The organism is Cupriavidus taiwanensis (assembly GCF_900249755.1).
In the GTDB taxonomy this organism is placed as follows: Bacteria; Pseudomonadota; Gammaproteobacteria; order Burkholderiales; family Burkholderiaceae; genus Cupriavidus; species Cupriavidus taiwanensis_D.
On the sequence record NZ_LT976854.1, the window covers coordinates 984,280 to 1,002,413 of the forward strand.

The 18,134-nt window shown below is 67.7% G+C and carries 16 protein-coding genes; 8 read left to right on the forward strand and 8 right to left on the reverse strand.

The features are described from left to right. Positions 1 to 353: 353 nt before the first annotated feature. A complete protein-coding gene (locus CBM2594_RS20230; RefSeq protein WP_116358574.1) occupies positions 354 to 1,952 on the forward strand; it encodes a glucan biosynthesis protein G in 1,599 nt (532 codons plus the stop codon). Further along, positions 1,925 to 4,552 (forward strand): glucans biosynthesis glucosyltransferase MdoH, encoded by a 2,628-nt coding sequence (gene mdoH, locus CBM2594_RS20235; protein WP_116358575.1) that lies wholly within the window; start codon positions 1,925 to 1,927, stop codon positions 4,550 to 4,552. Before CBM2594_RS20230 ends, mdoH begins: the two co-directional genes overlap by 28 nt. Positions 4,553 to 4,661: 109 nt before the next feature. Here mdoH and CBM2594_RS20240 read toward each other — a convergent pair whose 3' ends face one another. Further along, positions 4,662 to 5,249 carry a hypothetical protein gene (locus CBM2594_RS20240; RefSeq protein WP_116358576.1) on the reverse strand — a complete coding sequence of 196 codons (588 nt, stop codon included), beginning with the start codon at positions 5,247 to 5,249 and terminating at the stop codon, positions 4,662 to 4,664. Positions 5,250 to 5,637: 388 nt separating this feature from the next. On the opposite strand from CBM2594_RS20240, the gene CBM2594_RS20245 reads away from it, so the two are divergent. Continuing rightward, positions 5,638 to 6,861 (forward strand): Bcr/CflA family multidrug efflux MFS transporter, encoded by a 1,224-nt coding sequence (locus CBM2594_RS20245; protein WP_116358577.1) that lies wholly within the window; start codon positions 5,638 to 5,640, stop codon positions 6,859 to 6,861. 20 nt (positions 6,862 to 6,881) lie between these two features. Here CBM2594_RS20245 and CBM2594_RS20250 read toward each other — a convergent pair whose 3' ends face one another. Both CBM2594_RS20250 and CBM2594_RS20255 read right to left on the reverse strand, forming a co-directional pair. Next, complete coding sequence (locus tag CBM2594_RS20250) at positions 6,882 to 7,736, reverse strand: mechanosensitive ion channel family protein (protein WP_116358578.1); 855 nt, start codon at positions 7,734 to 7,736, stop codon at positions 6,882 to 6,884. A gap of 214 nt (positions 7,737 to 7,950) precedes the next feature. Continuing rightward, positions 7,951 to 9,153, reverse strand: a complete 1,203-nt coding sequence (locus CBM2594_RS20255; protein ID WP_116298190.1) for an ammonium transporter — start codon at positions 9,151 to 9,153, stop codon at positions 7,951 to 7,953. A 496-nt stretch (positions 9,154 to 9,649) separates the two neighbouring features. Here CBM2594_RS20255 and CBM2594_RS20260 point away from each other — a divergent pair, with 496 nt between their 5' ends. The 3 genes from CBM2594_RS20260 to CBM2594_RS20270 all read left to right on the forward strand — a co-directional run bounded on the left by CBM2594_RS20260 (position 9,650) and on the right by CBM2594_RS20270 (position 11,113). Then, positions 9,650 to 9,931, forward strand: a complete 282-nt coding sequence (locus tag CBM2594_RS20260) for an HU family DNA-binding protein (RefSeq protein ID WP_010814166.1) — start codon at positions 9,650 to 9,652, stop codon at positions 9,929 to 9,931. 189 nt (positions 9,932 to 10,120) lie between these two features. Then, a complete protein-coding gene (locus CBM2594_RS20265) occupies positions 10,121 to 10,606 on the forward strand; it encodes an acyl-CoA thioesterase (RefSeq protein WP_012355963.1) in 486 nt (161 codons plus the stop codon). A gap of 24 nt (positions 10,607 to 10,630) precedes the next feature. Then, on the forward strand, positions 10,631 to 11,113 hold the full coding sequence (locus tag CBM2594_RS20270; protein ID WP_116358579.1) for a CreA family protein: 483 nt from the start codon (positions 10,631 to 10,633) through the stop codon (positions 11,111 to 11,113). A 21-nt stretch (positions 11,114 to 11,134) separates the two neighbouring features. Here CBM2594_RS20270 and CBM2594_RS20275 read toward each other — a convergent pair whose 3' ends face one another. From CBM2594_RS20275 to CBM2594_RS20295, 5 genes are all read right to left on the reverse strand, one after another. Continuing rightward, positions 11,135 to 11,977, reverse strand: a complete 843-nt coding sequence (locus CBM2594_RS20275) for an acid phosphatase (protein ID WP_232346690.1) — start codon at positions 11,975 to 11,977, stop codon at positions 11,135 to 11,137. A gap of 53 nt (positions 11,978 to 12,030) precedes the next feature. Next, on the reverse strand, positions 12,031 to 13,794 hold the full coding sequence (locus tag CBM2594_RS20280; RefSeq protein WP_116358580.1) for a class I adenylate-forming enzyme family protein: 1,764 nt from the start codon (positions 13,792 to 13,794) through the stop codon (positions 12,031 to 12,033). A gap of 96 nt (positions 13,795 to 13,890) precedes the next feature. Beyond that, on the reverse strand, positions 13,891 to 14,655 hold the full coding sequence (locus CBM2594_RS20285) for an SDR family oxidoreductase (RefSeq protein ID WP_116358581.1): 765 nt from the start codon (positions 14,653 to 14,655) through the stop codon (positions 13,891 to 13,893). A gap of 236 nt (positions 14,656 to 14,891) precedes the next feature. Continuing rightward, positions 14,892 to 15,761 (reverse strand): arylamine N-acetyltransferase family protein, encoded by an 870-nt coding sequence (locus tag CBM2594_RS20290; RefSeq protein ID WP_116358582.1) that lies wholly within the window; start codon positions 15,759 to 15,761, stop codon positions 14,892 to 14,894. A gap of 28 nt (positions 15,762 to 15,789) precedes the next feature. Further along, a complete protein-coding gene (locus CBM2594_RS20295; RefSeq protein ID WP_373457602.1) occupies positions 15,790 to 16,491 on the reverse strand; it encodes a Crp/Fnr family transcriptional regulator in 702 nt (233 codons plus the stop codon). A 210-nt stretch (positions 16,492 to 16,701) separates the two neighbouring features. Between CBM2594_RS20295 and CBM2594_RS20300 the strand changes: the two genes are divergently transcribed. Both CBM2594_RS20300 and CBM2594_RS20305 read left to right on the forward strand, forming a co-directional pair. Beyond that, entirely contained in the window at positions 16,702 to 17,199 is a 498-nt protein-coding gene (locus CBM2594_RS20300) for an Mpo1 family 2-hydroxy fatty acid dioxygenase (protein ID WP_116358583.1), read from the forward strand. 420 nt (positions 17,200 to 17,619) lie between these two features. Continuing rightward, positions 17,620 to 18,078: an HU family DNA-binding protein gene (locus CBM2594_RS20305; protein ID WP_010809407.1), complete on the forward strand. Its 459-nt coding sequence runs from the start codon at positions 17,620 to 17,622 to the stop codon at positions 18,076 to 18,078. Positions 18,079 to 18,134: the final 56 nt, after the last annotated feature.

The window sequence follows — 18,134 nt, forward strand, 5'->3', positions numbered from 1 at the left end:
GGCCGGGCATGTTCCGGCCTGGCTCGGGGAGCGGTCGCGGCCGCCGGGGGTCGCCGCGACGGCCGACGCTTGCGCGGATGTGACCCCGTCGCCCGCAAAGCCACGCGTGGTGCGGCTTTCGGGCTACCTCGCCAACATTTTGTTTCAAACCTTGCGTGATCGAAACGTGACTTTTGCGTCTCGAATTGCTATGGTTTATTGCGCATCGCAACAAACCGGACACGGTGCCCCGCGGGCAGCTTGCCCCGCGTCAGGGCCTCGCCACTCGGCGCCGGGCTCATCTCTTGCCGTGTCCTTCTTCGTTCAGGCCGCCGATGCCGGCCGCTCCGATTCAACCGCTCACCCTGGCATACATGTCACAGATCGCCGCGCCACGCATAGCCCAACCGTTTACCTTGCCCGCTGCCGGGCCGGGTGCCCGTCGCCGCGCAGCGCGGGCCGGCGCACGGATCGCGGCCTGGCTCGGCGGCGGGGCGCTGGCGTTGTGCGCGATGGCGGCCCATGCATTCGACTTCGACACCGTCGCGGCACGCGCGCGCCAGCTGGCGGCTTCGCCTTACAAGGCGCCCGCGCAGAACCTGCCGCGCGAGTTGCGCGAACTGACCTACGAACGCTACCGCGAGATCGAGTACAAGCCCGAGCGCTTCGCCTGGCGCGGCACGCGTTCGCCGTTCGAGCTGTCGTTCTTCCACGAGGGCATGGTGTTCGACCAGCCCGTGCGCATCCATGAAGTGGTGGGCAACAGCGTGCGGGAATTCCGCTTCGACCCCTCCGCGTTCAACTACGGCCCGCACAAGGTCGATGCCGCCAAGCTGAAGGGGCTGGGCTACGCCGGCTTCCGCATCCTGTATCCGCTGAACCAGAGCAAGCGCAAGGACGAGCTGGCCTCGTTCCTTGGCGCCAGCTACTTCCGCGCGCTCGGCAAGGACCAGTGGTACGGGCTCTCGGCCCGCGGCCTCGCGGTGGATACCGCGCTCAACTCCGGCGAGGAATTCCCGCGCTTCGTCGAATACTGGATCGAACGCCCGGGCGCCAACGCCAAGGAAATCACCATCTATGCGCTGATGGATTCGCGCCGCATGAGCGGGGCGTACCGTTTCACCATCAAGCCCGGCGCGGAGACCGCGATGGAGGTCAAGTCGCGCCTCTACCTGCGCGAGAACGTGACCAAGCTTGGCCTCGCGCCGCTGACCAGCATGTACTTGTACGGCGAGAACCAGCCGTCGCCCGCGCAGGATTTCCGCCCGGAGGTGCATGACTCGGACGGCCTGTCGATCCACCTCGGCACCGGCGAATGGGTCTGGCGTCCGCTGGTCAATCCCAAGCGGCTGCTGGTGACGTCGTTCGCCGCGACCAATCCGCAGGGGTTCGGGCTGATGCAGCGCGACCGCAGCTTCAACAGCTACCAGGAGATCGGCGCGTGGTATGAGCGCCGGCCCAGCGGCTGGGTGCAGCCGCGCGGCAACTGGGGCTCGGGCCGGGTGGAGCTGGTGCAGATCCCGACGCCGGACGAGACCAACGACAACATCGTGGCGTACTGGGTGCCGGACAACCCGCCCAAGCCCAAGCAAGCCTTCGACTACGAGTACCGCCTGCTGTGGCAGAAGGACGGCGAGCAGGAGCCGCCGCTGTCGTGGGTGACCCAGACCCGGCTGGGCCAGGGCCAGACCCGCAGCAAGGAGGACACGAGCTTTTCGCTGGTGGTGGACTTCGAAGGCCCGGCCTTCCGCAGGCTGCCGGCGGACGTGCGCATCGACCCGGTGGTTTCGGCCGATGCCAACGGCGAGCTATTGAAGACGTCGGTGCAGCGCAATGACGCGACCGGCGGCTGGCGCATGACCATGCTGATGCGCCGCAAGGACGAAACCAAGCCGGTAGAGTTGCGCGGCTATCTTCGCAACGGCAATACAACCCTGTCCGAGACGTGGAGCTACATCTTACCCCCCGCCTAAAGCAGCGACCGGCCCAGGCGGCGGCATGCGAGCGCTATCTCGACCGCCTGCCGGTATCGCCTGAAGCGCGCAGCGAACTGCTGGCCGATAGCGCCGGCATGACTGCCGCCGCGGCGGCACCGCACACGCCGCTGGCTTCCGTGACGCCGGTGATCCCGGTCACGACCGACGGCCGCGACGCGCAGGAGGCCATCACGCGCCTGCAGTCGCGCCTGGCCGGCAAGGACACGCCGCCGGCATACGGCAGCAGCGCCTACGCCTCGGTGCAGCGGCGCTTTACCATGGCTTACGGCAATCCGCAGGTTGGCGGCGCGCCGCTGCTGCGGCGGCGCGAGGACGGCACCGTGAAGGTGGATACCGGCCCCGCGCCCGAGCGCAGCTCGATGGTGCCGCGCCAGTGGCCGCCGCATATCGTCACCGGCTGGCTGCGCAACACGTGGCGGCGCATGCTCGGCCGCCCGCCGGTGCCCGAGTCCTGGGACACCCTGCACGACGGTCCCGACGCCGAAGGCACATGGCATCCCGCCGGCTCGCACCGGCGCTGGGTGCTGCTGGCACTGGTCGCCGTCCAGACCGTGCTGGCCACGTACTTCATGACCAACGTGCTGCCGTACCACGGTGCCGATCCGCTCGAGATCGCCATCCTGGTGCTGTTCGCGATCCTGTTCTCGTGGGTGTCGGCCGGCTTCTGGACCGCGATGATGGGCTTCCTGGTGCTGGCCAAGGGCGGCGACAAGCATCTGATCTCGCGCTCGGCGGTGCCGGACCGGCCCGACGCGCCGATCGCCCCAGAGGCCCGCACCGCGATCATCATGCCGATCTGCAATGAAGACGTGACCCGCGTCTTCGCGGGCTTGCGCGCCACCTACGAATCGCTGGCACGCACGCCGCACCTGTCCAATTTCGACTTCATCGTGCTGTCGGACAGCGGCAATCCGGACCTGCGCACCGCAGAGCACGATGCCTGGATGGAACTGTGCCGCGCCGTCGGCGGCTTCGGCCGCATCTTCTATCGCTGGCGCCGCCACCGCGTGAAGCGCAAGACCGGCAACGTCGCCGACTTCTGCCGCCGCTGGGGCAGCAAGTACCGCTACATGGTGGTGCTCGACGCCGACAGCGTGATGAGCGGCGACTGCCTGGCCACTCTCGTGCGGCTGATGGAAGCCAACCCCGGCGCCGGCATCATCCAGACCGCGCCGCTGGCGGTGGGCCGCGAAACGCTGTATGCGCGCGTGCAGCAGTTCGCCACCCGCGTGTACGGGCCGCTGTTCACCGCCGGTCTGCACTACTGGCAGCTGGGCGAGTCGCACTACTGGGGCCACAACGCCATCATCCGCGTCAAGCCGTTCATCGAACACTGCGCGCTGGCGCCGCTGCCCGGCCGCGGTCCGCTGTCGGGCGAGATCCTGTCGCATGACTTCGTCGAGGCCGCGCTGATGCGGCGCGCCGGCTGGGGCGTCTGGATTGCCTACGACCTGGAAGGATCGTACGAGGAACTGCCGCCCAACCTGCTCGACGAGGTCAAGCGCGACCGCCGCTGGTGCCAGGGCAATCTGATGAACTTCCGGCTGTGGCTGAAGCAGGGCTTCCACGTGGTGCACCGCGCGGTGTTCCTGACCGGGATCATGGCGTACCTGTCGGCGCCGCTGTGGCTGCTGTTCCTGCTGCTGTCCACGGCGATGCTGGCCAAGCACGCGCTGGTGCCGCCGGAGTACTTTACGCAGCAATACCAGCTGTTCCCGACCTGGCCCGAATGGCATCCGGAAAAGGCGCTGGCGCTGTTCTCGGCCACGGCCACGCTGCTGTTCCTGCCCAAGCTCGCCAGCGTGGCGCTGCTGATGAAGCAGGCGCGGCGCTACGGCGGCGCGGTGCAGCTGTTTGCCAGCATGCTGATCGAAGTGCTGCTGTCCGCGCTGCTGGCGCCGACGCGCATGCTGTTCCATACCAAGTTCGTGGTCGCGGCGTACAGCGGCTGGGGCATCTCGTGGAAATCGCCGCCGCGTGAAGATGCCGAGACCACCTGGGGCGAAGCGTTCCGCCGCCACGGCTGGCATACCGCGCTGGGGCTGGCGTGGGGCGGGCTGGTGTACTGGCTGAACCCGTCCTATGTGCTGTGGCTGCTGCCGATCGTCGGTTCGCTGGCGCTGTCGATCCCGCTGTCGGTGATGCTGTCGCGGGTGTCGCTGGGGCGCGCTTCGCGCAACGCGGGGCTGTTCATGATCCCGGAGGAAACGCTGGTGCCGCGCGAGATCGTCGAAACGCAGCAGCATGTCGAGAACGCCGCCGAAACGCCGAACTTCGTCGACGCCGTGGTAGACCCGGTCACCAATGCGCTGATGTGCGCCACCGCGACGCCGCGCGTGGTGCAGCCGGAATCGGCGCGCAAGCGCCACGAAAGCCTGGTCGAGCATGCGCTGACGCACGGGCCGCGCGCACTTACGCCGGCGCAGAAGCACGTGCTGCTGGGCAATCCGATCGCGCTGGCGCGCCTGCATGAACTGGTGTGGGGCTCGCCGCTGGCCGACGCCGGCTGGAAGGACACGCGCGTGCTGGTACGGCGCGCCGCCAACGTGGTGCCGCTGCGCCCGCGCGCTGCATGAAACGCGCTGCATGAAACGCGTTGCCTGAAACGCGTTGCCTGAAACGCGTTGACTTGAAAGAAGAACGGCCCGCATCAGCGGGCCGTTCTTGTTGGCACTGGCGCGTGACTCAGCGCAGCGCCGCGCTGCAGATCGGGCCGTTGATATAGACGTCGCCGATGCGGCGCTCGCCGCGGTCCTTGCGGGTCATGTAGCGGAACAACATGCTGACGCCCAGCTTGGTCAGGATCTCGACATCGCGGTTCGCGCAGATATTGCGCTGCAGCGGCGCGGCGTAGTTGACCTCGAAGCTGGCCAGGTCCAGCATCGGCCCGCGATAGTTGGTCAGTTCCAGCTGGAACAATACGTGTTTGCCCGGAACCGACTGGCAGCGGCGCAGGCGGGTCTCGGCATCGATCTCGATCGGCAGGGCGTCGTTGAGCTGCCGGCAGGCGCGCGCCAGCACGTTGTCGGGGCGGGTGGCGTTGCGCAGCAGTTCGGGCACGCCGGCGGCGCCGGTGTTCTGGCCGGTGGCCGCACCCTTGAGCATGCGCGCTACCGGGTCGGCGTCATCGGCCGCGGGAACCAGCAACGGCACGCTGGCATTGCGCACCTGCGCCGGCGCCGCCCTGGCCATCAGCGGCAGCGGCAGCAGCAGCACGGCCGCGAGAGCGGCGGTGCCTAGCGAAGCGGAAAGCGGCGTTTGTCGTATTCTCATGCAGGCTAATGTTGCGGGGACCTGTACTATCGTCCCTCTCTGCGAGGCCGACGGCGAGTCTTACGCCGACAGGCTGGCATTGTACCCTCCACCCCGGCGCGCATGAAAGCCGCGCTCCGCAAGCGTGGTCGCGTTGCCGCCGTGCAAGGTCCTTGAACACCAGGGCCTGACATCACTATTCACCAATCCCGCCAGGTTTGCCAGCTCTGCCGGAGCCGACTCCGGCGAACAAATCTGGCAGCCCGGCTCTTCTGCGCGACTTGCTGCCAGCCAGCTCCGCCGGCTCCGGCTGTATTGGTTATGTTGTGCAACAATTGCGTCTTTCCATGGGCTCCCCGTGCGGTACGGCCGCGCAGGGCAGCGCCATTGCCCTCGGATACCGTCCCTCATGCCTCACTCTCCAAGCGCCGCCTCGACGCCGCGTTTTCCTGCCTGGCTGCTGATCTGCGGCTCGCTGATGGCGATCGCGCCGCTGTCGATCGACATGTACCTGCCGAGTTTCCCGACACTGGCGGGCGACCTGGGCGTCGACATCGGCCGGGTCCAGCTGACGCTGGGCACCTTCCTGGTCGGGTTGGCACTGGGACAGGCCTTCTACGGTCCGTTCAGCGACCGCTTCGGGCGCAAGCCGCCGCTCTATGTCGGGCTTTGCCTCTACGTGATCGCCGCGGTGGGCTGCGCGCTGGCGCGCAACGTGGAGTCTCTGATGCTGTGGCGCTTCCTGCAGGCACTGGGGGGCTGCGCCGGCATGGTGATGGCACGGGCGGTGATCCGCGACCGGCTCGAGGCGCATGAATCGGCGCGGGCGTTTTCGTCGCTGATGCTGGTGATGGGCGTTGCGCCGATCCTGGCGCCGATCATCGGCGGCGCGGTGCTGACCGTGTCGGGCTGGCGCGCGATCTTCTGGGTGCTGGCGGTGGCCGGCCTGCTGATCCTGCTGCTGGTCCACCTGCGCATGGAAGAGTCGCTGGACCGCGGCCATGCGGCGCCGCTGCGGCTCGGCACCGTGGCGCGCAGCTATGCGGAACTGCTGCGCGACCGGGAGTTCCTGGGATACTCGCTGTCGGCAGGCTTCGGCTCGGCGGGCATGTTCGCGTATATCTCGGGTTCACCGTTCGTGCTGATCGAACTGCACGGCATCGCGCCGTCGCACTATGGCCTGGTGTTCGGGGCCAATGCGGCGGGGCTGATCATGATGTCTCAGCTCAATGCGCGGCTGGTGCGCGGGCGTTCGCTCGACCAGGTGCTGGGCGCCACGCTGCTGGCGGCGCTTGCCGCGGGAGTGGTGCTGGCGGTGGCCGCGCTGGCGGGGATGGCGGTGCTGCCGGTGCTGCTGGCAGGCTTCTTCGTGTTTATCGGCGCGCTGGGCTGCGTCTCGCCGAATGCTTCGGCGCTGGCGCTCGCGCACCAGGGGCATCGTGCCGGTACGGCTTCGGCGTTGATGGGCACGCTGCAGTTTTCGCTCGGCACGCTCGGCGGCGCCGCGGTCAGCGTGTGGCGCGACGGCAGCGCGCTGCCGCTGGGCGTGGTGATGGCGGCGTGCGGCGCCGGCGCGGTGCTGATGCGCCATTACGGGCGCTCGGGCGCAAGCGCGCGCCCGGTCGCCCGTTAAAAGCGCCGCGGCGCGGCAGTTCAGGCGGCCTGCTGCGCGGCGGCTTGCTGCGCCGCGGCCTGTTGCACCACCACCATGTGGGCCGGCATCGGCGCGGCGTAGCCGGCCTGGCCGAAGCACTCGCGGATGATGCGGTTGCTGTCGAAATAGACTTGCCAGTAATGGTCGTTGTGGCAATAGGGCCGCACCGCCAGCACCGGGCCCACCAGCGTGAACTCCAGGATTTCGACGTCGACCGGCGGCTCGGCCAGCACGTTGGGGATCTCGGCGATGCGGGCCTTCAGCAGCGCGACCGCGTCGGCCACGTCGGTGCTGCCGGCGAGCTGCGCTTTCAGTTCGACGCGCCGGAACGCATTGGCGGTGAAGTTCTGGATGGTGTCGCTGAAGATCTTGTTGTTGCCGATCACGGTCTGCACATTGTCCGGCGTGTCCAGCGTGGTCGCGAACAGGCCGATTTCGCGCACCGTCCCGGTCACGCCGCCAATGGTGACGAAGTCGCCCACCTTGAACGGCCGCAGCACCACCAGGAACGCGCCCGCGGCGAAGTTTGCCATCAGCCCCGACCAGGCCATGCCGATGGCCACGCCGGCCGCGGCGATCAGCGCGGCAAAGGTGGTGGTCTGGATGCCGAAGAAGCCGAGGATGCCGATCACCAGCACCACGTTCAGCGTCACCGTGACGATGGAACCGACATAGCGCAGCAGCGTGGGATCGACCTTCTGCTTGCCGAGCGCGTTCTGCACCATGCGCACCACAACGTGGATCAGCCAGCGGCCGACCACCCAGAAGGCGAGGGCCGCCAGGATCTTGACGCCGAATTCGGTGGCGTAGGCGACCACCAGGGCTTTGAGGTTTTCGAAGGTAGAGGCGTCCATCGGCGTATTCCTTTCATGTTGGTGTAACCGGCCAGCCGCCGACCCAACATCCCCCGAACCAGCCGGCTGCGGCGTGCGAACCCCTGCGCGTTGCGCGCAAATATCGGGCAGGGCAATTATTGAGAGGCCGCCTCTGGAAGTGCAAGCAAATAATTGTTAAGACGAGCCGCGTTGCACGGCTCGCCCGTTTATATCGGGAATACGCTGGCGGGTATTACCAGTTGGTTTCGCGCTCGGGTGTTGCGGAAATCCGGTGCAGCGTCAGGTCGGCGCCGTTGAACTCGCCCTCGGCGTCGAGGCGGATGCCCACCAGCCGCTTCAGCGTGCCATAGACCAGCGTGCCGCCGGCCAGCGCCACCACGATGCCAAGCAAGGTGCCCAGCAATTGCGCGCCAAGCGATACCCCGCCGAGTCCCCCCAGCGCCTTCGCGCCGAAGATGCCCGCGGCGATGCCGCCCCACGCGCCGCACAGCCCGTGCAGCGGCCACACGCCCAGCACATCGTCGATATGCCACTTGTTCTGCGCCAGCGTGAACATGTAGACGAACAGCGCGCCCGCCACCGCGCCGGTGACCAGCGCGCCCAGCGGATGCATCAGGTCCGAGCCCGCGCATACCGCCACCAGGCCGGCCAGCGGCCCGTTGTAGACGAAGCCCGGATCGTTGCGCCCGGCCAGCCAGGCGGCCAGGGTGCCGCCGGCCATCGCCATCAGCGAATTGATCGCCACCAGGCCGCTGATCTTGTCGACGGTCTGCGCGCTCATCACGTTGAAGCCGAACCAGCCCACCGCCAGAATCCAGGCGCCCAGCGCCAGGAACGGGATGTTCGACGGCGGATGCGCGCTGATGCGGCCGTCCTTCTGATAGCGGCCGCGGCGCGCGCCCAGCAGCAACACCGCGGGCAGCGCAATCCAGCCGCCCAGCGCATGCACCACCACCGAGCCGGCAAAATCGTGGAAGGGCGCGCCGGCGACGCGCGCGATCCAGTCCTGCACGCCGTAGCGCTGGTTCCACACCATGCCTTCGAAAAACGGGTAGACAAAACCCACCAGCACGAAGGTGGCAACCAGTTGCGGATTGAAACGCGAGCGTTCGGCGATGCCGCCGGAGATAATCGCCGGAATGGCGGCGGCAAAGGTCGCCAGGAAAAAGAACTTGACCAGTTCGTAACCGTTTTTCTGGGCCAGCGTTTCAGCGCCGGAAAAGAATTGCACGCCATAGGCGATGGTGTAGCCGATAAAGAAATAGGCAATGGTCGACACCGCGAAATCGACCAGGATCTTTACCAGCGCATTGACCTGGTTTTTCTTGCGTACCGTGCCAAGTTCCAGGAACGCAAAGCCGGCGTGCATGGCCAGCACCATGATGGCGCCAAGCAGGATAAACAGCGCGTCGGTGCCGGTCTTCCAGTTGTCCATAGTGACCTCATGCTCAAAATGGGCGCATCAGTATGCAAAAAACGTTCCAGAGACGGCTGCATCGTGGTGCCGCCTGCACCGTGCCGGGTAGAAAGCCGCACCGGCATGCCGCATGTGGTCCGTCGCCTTAGGCACGGTGCCGTCGGCGTGCGGCAAGACGCGGGCGCTTCTGCGCCAGAATGGAGCCGGCAAGGGCGTGTTGGATGATCCGTTGTGGTGCGCCGCCCCATTTGGGGGAATCTGTCCTATGCTGGATCATTTTGGGGGCGCGCTTGCGGACGCGCGCTCCGGCCCGGCAAAAAGGTGTGCCTGGCAAGCGCGAACAGCACGGGAAATTGCCCGCTAACCGGCCTCAAGCAAGGATTTGCGGGTTTTTTTGTCGCTTTGGTGCCACTGGGGATTGCTCAACGCGCGACGGGCAGATTAGACTGCGCCGATCGATTGCCTGCCGCCAGGCACGCACATCGGTGACGACGACCAACAAGGGAAATCAGCCATGAATAAAGGTGAACTGGTATCGGCCATCGCCGCGGAAGCAGAATTGAGCAATGCCGCCGCCGAGCGCGCGCTCAACGCAGCGCTGGACAGTATCAAGAAGGCAGTGGCAAAGGGCGATTCTGTCACGCTGGTGGGTTTTGGCAGCTTCAGCGCCGGCAAGCGCGCTGCCCGCACCGGCCGCAATCCGCGCACCGGCGAAACCATCAAGATTCCGGCCGCCAAGACGGTCAAGTTCTCGGCAGGCCAGGGTTTCAAGGACGCCGTGAACAAGAAGAAGTAAGCAGTTTGCGTCCATAGCGAAAGAAGCGGCCTGGCAGGCCGCTTTTTTTGTGCGCCGGTTTTATGCGGCGGCTGCGGCGCGCGCTGAAGGCCACGCTGCCATGCCCGCGGCAACGGCGCGGCGATCCGGGTTAAACTGCCGGCGCCCGCAGCCGGCAATCCCGCCCCCGCGATCTTCGTATCCCGCATCATGAATGACCTGTCCCACCAGCTTTCCATGACCGTGCTGATGACGCCGGACATGGCCAACTTCTCTGGCAACGTCCACGGCGGCACCATCCTGAAGTACCTGGACATGGTGGCGTATGCGTGCGCCAGCCGCTATGCCGGCCGCTACGTGGTCACGCTGTCGGTAGACCAGGTGGTGTTCCGCCAGCCCATCCACGTGGGCGAGCTGGTGACCTTCCTGGCGTCGGTCAACTACACCGGCCGCAGCTCGATGGAGATCGGCATCAAGGTGGTGACCGAGAACATCCGCAGCAAGCTGGTGCGCCATACCAACAGCTGCTATTTCACCATGGTGGCGGTGGACGACAACGGCACGCCTGCCGAAGTGCCGCCGCTGGAGCCGCGCGACGAAGTCGAGCGCCAGCGCTTTGCCGCCGCGCAGCAGCGCCGCGCGCTGCGCCAGGAAATGGAAAAGCGCCACGGCGACATCAAGTCGTCGGTGAACTGATTGCCAGGGCCTCGCGATACCGCCATGAAGCACAACCATTCACTCGTTCGCACCCTGCTGGCCGCCGCCTCGCTGGCCGCCGCAGCGGGCGCCAGTGCCGAGGAAATCGGCAGCGTCAGCACCAATTTCCGCATGACCGGCTCCGACAAGGTCGTGATCGAAGCCTATGACGACCCGCAGGTGGACGGGGTTACCTGCTACGTGTCGCGCGCCCGCACCGGCGGCATCAAGGGCCAGCTCGGCATGGCGGAAGACCCGCCCGAGGCGTCGATCGCGTGCCGGCAGGTGGGCCCGATCGGTTTCAAGGGGCCGATCCGGCAGCAGGACAATGTCTTCTCCGAACGCATGTCGATCCTGTTCAAGGCGCTGCACGTGGTGCGCGCGGTCGACCGCAAGCGCAATACGCTGGTCTACCTGACGTATTCGGATCGCATTGTCAGCGGCAGCCCGCAGAACAGCGTGACTGCCGTGCCGGTGCCGGCCGGCACGGTCATCCCCGTGAAGTAGCCGGCCCGGCGATCGGGCGGGTCAGGGCGCCAGCGCCGCGCTCTCCGCCTGGCAGTCGCGCGCCGGGCGTGCGCCGGCGGCGCGTGCCTTCGCCACTTCGCGGCGGGCCTGTTCCAGGTCGGCGCGGAAGGTGGGATCGGATTGCAGCCGCGCCACGGTGGCCGCGGCCATCATGCGCCCCTCGTTGACATCGCTCTGCCAGTGCACGTTGCACACCACGCGGCTCTGCCCAAAGGCGCGGCCGCGCGCCAGGATCTCGTTGGCGCGCGCCGGCTCGACCTCGGTCAGGATCAGCGCCCAGGCCCAGCCGATGGCACTGTGGCCGGACGGATAGGAACCATCTTTCTCCAGCTTGGCCGCTTCGGCCGGCGTGCACATCGGGGTCTTGTTGGCCACGAAGGGGCGGGTGCGCTTGTAATGGTCCTTGGCCTTGTACGTGGACAGGCCTGCGTCGACCAGGCTGCGGCGCAGCAGGATGTTGAGATAGGGCGTGTCTTTCTCGCTGACCGGCACGCCGAGCGCGCAAGAGAAGGCGCTGGCGGCTTGCGGGAAGGTCAGCACGGCATCCTCGCCGGCCACTTGCCAGCGCGGCGAACCACGCAGCGTGCCGGCCTGGCGCGCGGCATCTTCATCGAGCGCCAGCGCTGCCGAACCCTGCGCCGGCGGCGCGGGCAGCAGCTTCAGGCTGTCGGGGCGCGCATCGGCGGCGAGATAACCGGCAGGCACGCCGGGACGCAGCTCGGGCACCGCCGACAGGTTGGTGCCGCCGGTGGCGCAGCCCGCCAGCAGCGCGGCGAGCGCTGCCGCGGCGAGGGCCCGGACGGGGTTGGACAGGGATGGGTCCGGCTTGGCGTGGTCCGTCACTTGGTTGTTCCTTGTTGTTTTGTCCGCGGTGGAGGCAGCCGTGCCAGTCCGGCCTATGCTGCCGCGTCGAACAGCTTGCGCAGGTTCGATTTCATGATCTTGCCATTGGCATTGCGCGGCAGCATCTCCTGGTAAATCAGGATACGCACCGGCACCTTGAACGCCGCCAGCCGCTCGCGCACGAACTCCTGCAGCTCGGCTTCGCTCGCCTGCATGCCCGGCTTCAGGCTGACCACGGCGGCGGGCTCCTCGCCCAGCGTCCGGTGCGGCAGCCCGACCACTGACGCATCCATGACCGCGGGGTGCTCGTACAGCGCGCTTTCCACCTCGATGCAGTAGATGTTCTCGCCGCCGCGGATCAGCATGTCCTTCATGCGGTCGACGATATAGACGTAGCCCTCTTCATCGAGCCGGGCAATGTCGCCGGTGCGCAGCCAGCCATCGACAAAGGTCTGGGCGGTGGCCTCGGGCTTGTTCCAGTAGCCGCGCACGACATTGGCGCCGCGCGCCATCAGCTCGCCGGTTTCGCCGGGCGGCAGCGCCTGGCCGCGGCCGTCCACCACCTTCATCTCGCCGATCGGCAGCGCCGGGCCGCTGCTGTCCGGGCGCATTACGTACTCTTCGGCGCTGTGGCTGGTGAAGGTGGACGAGGTTTCGGTCATGCCCCAGCCGATGCCGGGCGCGGCCAGCGGGAACACTTCGCGGATGCGCCGGACCAGCTCCGGCGAGGCGGGCGCGCCGCCGTAATTGATGTTCTCCAGCGACGACAGGTCGAAGCGGCCGCGCTCGGGGTGCTCCAGGATCTGCCACGCGATGGTCGGCACGCCGCCGGCCGCGGTGCAGCGCTCGCGCTCGATCAGCTCCATGCCGCGCAGCGCGTCCCAGCGGTGCAGTAGCACGATCTTGCCGCCGGTGGCGATGGCGCCGTTGAGTACCGCCATGCAGCCGGTGACGTGGAAGAACGGCACCGCCAGCAGCATCGATTTTTGCGGCGCGGCCGGATCCGGCGCCGGGATCGGCTCGCCGCGGCGCAGCAGGTTGCGCAGCGGACTGAAGCCGCCGGCCACCGCCACCGAGGTGGAGTTGCGGTGCGTGCCCAGCGCGCCCTTGGGCTTGCCGGTCGTGCCCGAGGTGTAGAAGATAGTGGCGTCGTCGTCGGGATCGAGCTCGACCGCGGGCGGCGCCTGCTCCGGCAGCGCCGCCCAGCTCGCCGAGGGGCCGATCACGCTTTCCAGTGCCGTCACACGGGGATCAGCCGGCGCAGCGCCTGCGCGCGATACGTAGATGCGTTCCAGCGCGGGACACCCCGGCAAATGCTCGAGGATCCGGTCGAGCCGCTCCGCATCGACGATGGCGATGCGGCTGCCGGAATCGGCGAGGCCGTATTCCAGCTCCGGGCCGGTCCACCAGGCATTGAGCGGGGTCACGATGGCGCCGGCCAGCAGCGCGCCGTAGAACGCCACCGGCCACTCGGGCAGGTTGCGCATGGCCAGCGCCACGCGGTCGCCCTTGCGCACGCCGTCGCGCACCAGCGCGTGGGCCATGGCGATGGCGGCGCGCACGAAGGCGTCGTACGAGACGCGCTCGTCCTCGTAGACCACGAAGGTGCGATCGGCAAACGCGCGCGTGGCCAGCAGCAGCTCGCGCAGCGTGGGCGGTGCGTTCTTCCAGACGGTGGTGGGGATGCCGCGGATCACGCGCGTTTCGGTTTCGAACGGCGCGCCGGGCGCGGTCAGGCGGGCGTGGGCCTCGGCCAGCGACATGGCGGGCCAATTGCCTGCCAACTGCGTGCCTGCCAACTGTGTATTGCTCGACATGGACTGCCTCCCGGAACTGCACTGCAGGTTGAGGGAAATGCAGGAAAGCGGCCGGCGCAGTCGCGCCGGCCGCCTGGCAATGCTTGCGTCAGGGGCTCAGATGGTCACGCCGCCGTCCACCACCATGGCCTGGCCGGTCATGAAGGTGCTGGCCGCCGAGGCCAGGAACACGGCCGCGCCGGCGATCTCGATGGGCTCGCCGATGCGGCGCAGCGGGGCGCCCTGGGTGGACTGCTTGTAGCGCTCGGGATCTTCCCACAGCGCGCGCGCGAAGTCGGTCTTGATCAGGCCCGGGGCGATGCAGTTCACGCGCACATTGTGCGGCCCGAACTCGACCGCCAGGTTGCGCGCCAGCTGGAAATCGGCCGCCTTGGAAATGTTGTAGACGCCGATGGTGGGCGAGCCGCGCAGGCCGCCGATCGACGACACGATGATGATCGAGCCGTCCTTGCGGTCGATCATCTGCGGGGCCACCATCTGGATCAGCCAGTGGTTGGAGATGACGTTGTTGTCCAGCACCTTGCGGAACTGGTCGTCCGACACGCCGCTCATCGGCCCGTAGTACGGGTTGGACGCGGCATTGCAGACCAGCACGTCGATCTTGCCGAAGGCGCGGTTGGTCTCGTCGACCAGGTGCTGCAGGTCGTCCTTCGAAGAGATGTTGGCCGGGACCGCAATCGCGGTGCCGGCGCCATGGCGGGCGTTGAGGGCATCCACCACTTCCTGGCAGGCCTCGGCCTTGCGCGAGGAAATCACCACCTTGGCGCCCTGTACGGCCATCTGCTCGGCGATGGCGCGGCCGATGCCGCGTGAAGAGCCCGTGACGATGGCAACCTTGCCCGTCAGATCGAACAATGACATGGAGTCTCCTGTATGGCTGCGCCGGCGTCAGCGCTGCTGGCCGGCTTGTGCTGGCGGCGGGGTGCCGCGCTGTTGTGCTGCGGACGCGCCCGCAGGCGGCATCGCCGGGACATTATGTGGCGCGGCCCTGGCCGCGTCCACAACGCCAGGTGCCGGGTAGCGGCCTTATCAGCATTCTTTCTGGGGGCAATGCGCGCCGTGCATGGCGCCGATGCTGCATCGCGCAAGCGCGCGCGTCAGCGGCCGGCGGATGCCGTCGCCGGTGCCAGCAAGGCGGGCAGTGCGGCCATCAGCCCGTCGCGCAGATCCTGGTCCAGCAGGATGCCAAAACGGTCCGACAGCGCTTGCACCACGGCGTCGGCCTGCTGCAGTTGCGTGCGGCGCACGCTGCCGTCCGGGGCGCGTTCGGCCAGTTCGCCGTCGGCCAGCGTCACGCGCGTGCCGTCGGCATCGGTGCGCGCGGCCATCAGGCGGCGCAGGAAGATGCTGTCCGGGTGGGTCGAGACATACCAGTTGCGCGGCTCGAAATCGATCGATGGCTGCGGCGTCAGGTCGAAACGGTAGATCGGGATCCAGCCCGCATCGCCGCGCGCCTGCAAGTCGTAGCTGTGGAATGCGCTGGCGTCGGCCTGCGCCGGGGAGGGCGCCAGCCGGTAGGGAAAGTCATCGTCGGCCGGCTCCGACAGCGGCATCGCGCGGAACGGCGTGGGGCCGCCGAAGCCGACATCGGCCAGGTAGCTGCGGTGCGCCACTTCCACGCGCAGCAGCATGTGCGAAGTCATGGTCGGCACGTCGTCCGGCACGCCCCAGCGCACGCGCGCGGCCAGCGGCGTCACCACGTAGCCCAGCGCGCCCAGCCCGGCGCTGAGCAAGGTATTGAGTTCGAAGCAGTAGCCGCCGCGCCGGCGGGTCACCAGCTTGTCGAACACGGCTTCCAGGTCGATGCGCACCGGGCGGCGCAGCAGCGGGTCGACGTTCTCGAACGGAATGCTGGCCAGGTGCGCGGCCAGCACCGCATCCAGCGCGTGCAGCGTGGGCGAGGGCGGCGCGGCGATGCCCAGGCGCGCCAGCCAGGCATCCAGTTGAGCGGCGTTCAGGGTAGTCATGGGATGGGGGGGCTCCGGTACGGTGCAGTCAGTTGAGCGCTTCCAGCGCGGGCAGATCGAGCAGTTCGATGCCGCCATATTCCAGGCGCAGCAGGCCGTGCGCCTCCAGCTCGCGCAGTGCGTGATTGACGGTCTGGCGCGACAGGCCGAGCATCTGCGCCAGCTGCTCTTGCGCAATGCGCACACGCCGCGTGCCCTGCGCGTGGGGCAGGTTGCCATAGCCATGCGCCATCGCGGCCAGCCGCCGCGCGACGCGGGCCGCCGGCGGCAGCAGCTGCGCTTCCTCGACATAGTGGAAGGCCTCGCGGGTCTTGGCTGCCAGCAGTTGCCCGAACGCCTGCCACCACGCCGGCTGCTGCGCGAGGCGCTGCGCCAACGCGGCGCGCGGCACGTGCCACAGCGTGGCGGCGCTGACCGCGCGTGCGTCATGCGTGCGCGGCAGCCCATCGAACAGGCAGATCTCGCCGAACCAGGTGCCGGGCTCCAGCAGGCCCAGCACCGCGGCCTTGCCCGATGCGGCACTGGCGTGGATCTGCATGGTGCCGGTGGCGACACAATACAGCCCGTCGAAGCGGTCGCCGCGCGCAAACAGGGCCTCGCCGGCGACCAGCCGGCGGAGGCTGCCGTCATCCAGCAGCGCCTGGCGCAGCGCTGGCGGCAACTGGCTGAACCATGCGCCGGCGCGCACCGCGGCGAGTGGGTCGCTGCATGGCAGCATCGGGCTGGACATCGTATCTGCGGGCTGCGCGTCGGGATGGTCGGGGGCAAGGAGAGCGAGGGACGCGTATCGTGGCGGGCGCGCCAGCCGCATGCGGGTCTCCATTTCTCGGCACCTGGCGGAATGTCAAAAACCTGACAGACCGGCCGGTGCGTGCCCACTACTATAAATCCACCTCGCGCCCGCCGCGCGCGCACCATAGCGAAGTCCAGGAGACGCCCCGTGAAAACCCTGATCGAACATCTCGCCAACTACGCCGCCTACCATCGCGACCCGCGCAACGTCTTTACCCATTTCGTCGGCATCCCGATGATCGTGCTGGCCGTGACCACGCTGCTGGCACGGCCGGCGCTGGCCCTGGGCGATGGCAGCGCCGTGCTGACGCCGGCAATGCTGCTGTATATCCTGTCGTGCCTGTTCTACCTGCGCCTGTCGCTGGGCTTCGGCGTGGCGATGGCGCTGATCCTCGCCTTGTTCCTCTACGCCGGCGCGCATATCGCGGCGCTGCCGACGCTCTGGTGGCTCGCGATCGGCATCGGCCTGTTCGTGGTCGGATGGGTAATCCAGTTCATCGGCCACTATTTCGAAGGGCGCAAGCCCGCCTTCGTCGACGACCTGGTCGGCCTGCTGATCGGCCCGTTGTTCCTGGTCGCCGAAACGGCCTTTGCACTGGGCCTGGCGCGCGATACGCGCGACGCCATGGCCGCCCGCGCGCACTGATAAGCGCTGCGCGGCCGGCCCTGGCCGTTGCCGGCGACTGCACGGCGGCATGTCGATGCAAGCCTGGCGCTGAGCGCGTTCGGAACGCTCGCCGCCGGTGCGCTGCTGGCGATCTGCACCGAGGTTCAAGCGCGAACGGTAGCGTCCGCACGCGCGCGCAGTGTTGCTCGCCGGCCTTCGCCGCAGCGGTTGCGCGTGCCAAAACGGGGGGACGTAGGCCGTTTTCGCGCTTGCACTGAGGCAAAGCCGCGACAAAACCCGCGATTTTCACCGGGTTTTACGCTTCGCATGCACGAAAACCCCTTGACTTACGGCACTTTCCGCTATGATTCAGTGGGCGTCGATCAGGCGATTGCGCAACGCTCAGCAGCAATGCATAACACCTGCCGGCATCCATCTGTTCAACTTACGAATATCGATATGGCGACCAAAGCGAAACCGACCGCGAAGACTGCAACCAAGCCCGCCGCCAAGAAGGCTGCGGCAACCAAGGCACCCGTGAAGGCTGCCGCCAAGAAGGCCACGCCGGCCAAGAAGGCTGCTCCCGCCGCTGCGCCCGTTGCGCGCCCGCTGAAGGACACCTTCAACAAGTCGAGCCTGGTCGCTCACCTGGTAGCCCAGACCCAGCTGGAAGCCAAGGCCGTGAAGACGGTGCTGGCCCATCTGGAAACCACCATCATCGGCGCGCTGAACAAGAAGGGCGCTGGCGAATTCACGCTGCCCGGCCTGCTGAAGGTCACGGCGCAGCAAGTGCCGGCCAAGAAGAAGCGCTTCGGCAAGGACCCGTTCACCGGTGAAGAGCGTTGGTTCCCGGCCAAGCCGGCCAGCGTCAAGGTCAAGGTGCGTCCGCTGAAGAAGCTGAAGGACGCCGCAGCCTGATCTGCGCCAGTTGTCCAGAAAGAAAAGGAGCCGCTTGCCGGCTCCTTTTTTTATGG

Bases quoted from the DNA above. Each gene is read 5' to 3' on its own strand.
- CBM2594_RS20230 (WP_116358574.1), top strand. From the start codon at position 354: ATGTCACAGATCGCCGCGCCACGCATAGCCCAACCGTTTACCTTGCCC.
- CBM2594_RS20240 (WP_116358576.1), bottom strand. From the start codon at position 5,249: ATGAGAATACGACAAACGCCGCTTTCCGCTTCGCTAGGCACCGCCGCT.
- CBM2594_RS20245 (WP_116358577.1), top strand. From the start codon at position 5,638: ATGCCTCACTCTCCAAGCGCCGCCTCGACGCCGCGTTTTCCTGCCTGG.
- CBM2594_RS20250 (WP_116358578.1), bottom strand. From the start codon at position 7,736: ATGGACGCCTCTACCTTCGAAAACCTCAAAGCCCTGGTGGTCGCCTAC.
- CBM2594_RS20255 (WP_116298190.1), bottom strand. From the start codon at position 9,153: ATGGACAACTGGAAGACCGGCACCGACGCGCTGTTTATCCTGCTTGGC.
- CBM2594_RS20260 (WP_010814166.1), top strand. From the start codon at position 9,650: ATGAATAAAGGTGAACTGGTATCGGCCATCGCCGCGGAAGCAGAATTG.
- CBM2594_RS20265 (WP_012355963.1), top strand. From the start codon at position 10,121: ATGAATGACCTGTCCCACCAGCTTTCCATGACCGTGCTGATGACGCCG.
- CBM2594_RS20270 (WP_116358579.1), top strand. From the start codon at position 10,631: ATGAAGCACAACCATTCACTCGTTCGCACCCTGCTGGCCGCCGCCTCG.
- CBM2594_RS20280 (WP_116358580.1), bottom strand. From the start codon at position 13,794: ATGTCGAGCAATACACAGTTGGCAGGCACGCAGTTGGCAGGCAATTGG.
- CBM2594_RS20285 (WP_116358581.1), bottom strand. From the start codon at position 14,655: ATGTCATTGTTCGATCTGACGGGCAAGGTTGCCATCGTCACGGGCTCT.
- CBM2594_RS20290 (WP_116358582.1), bottom strand. From the start codon at position 15,761: ATGACTACCCTGAACGCCGCTCAACTGGATGCCTGGCTGGCGCGCCTG.
- CBM2594_RS20295 (WP_373457602.1), bottom strand. From the start codon at position 16,491: ATGTCCAGCCCGATGCTGCCATGCAGCGACCCACTCGCCGCGGTGCGC.
- CBM2594_RS20305 (WP_010809407.1), top strand. From the start codon at position 17,620: ATGGCGACCAAAGCGAAACCGACCGCGAAGACTGCAACCAAGCCCGCC.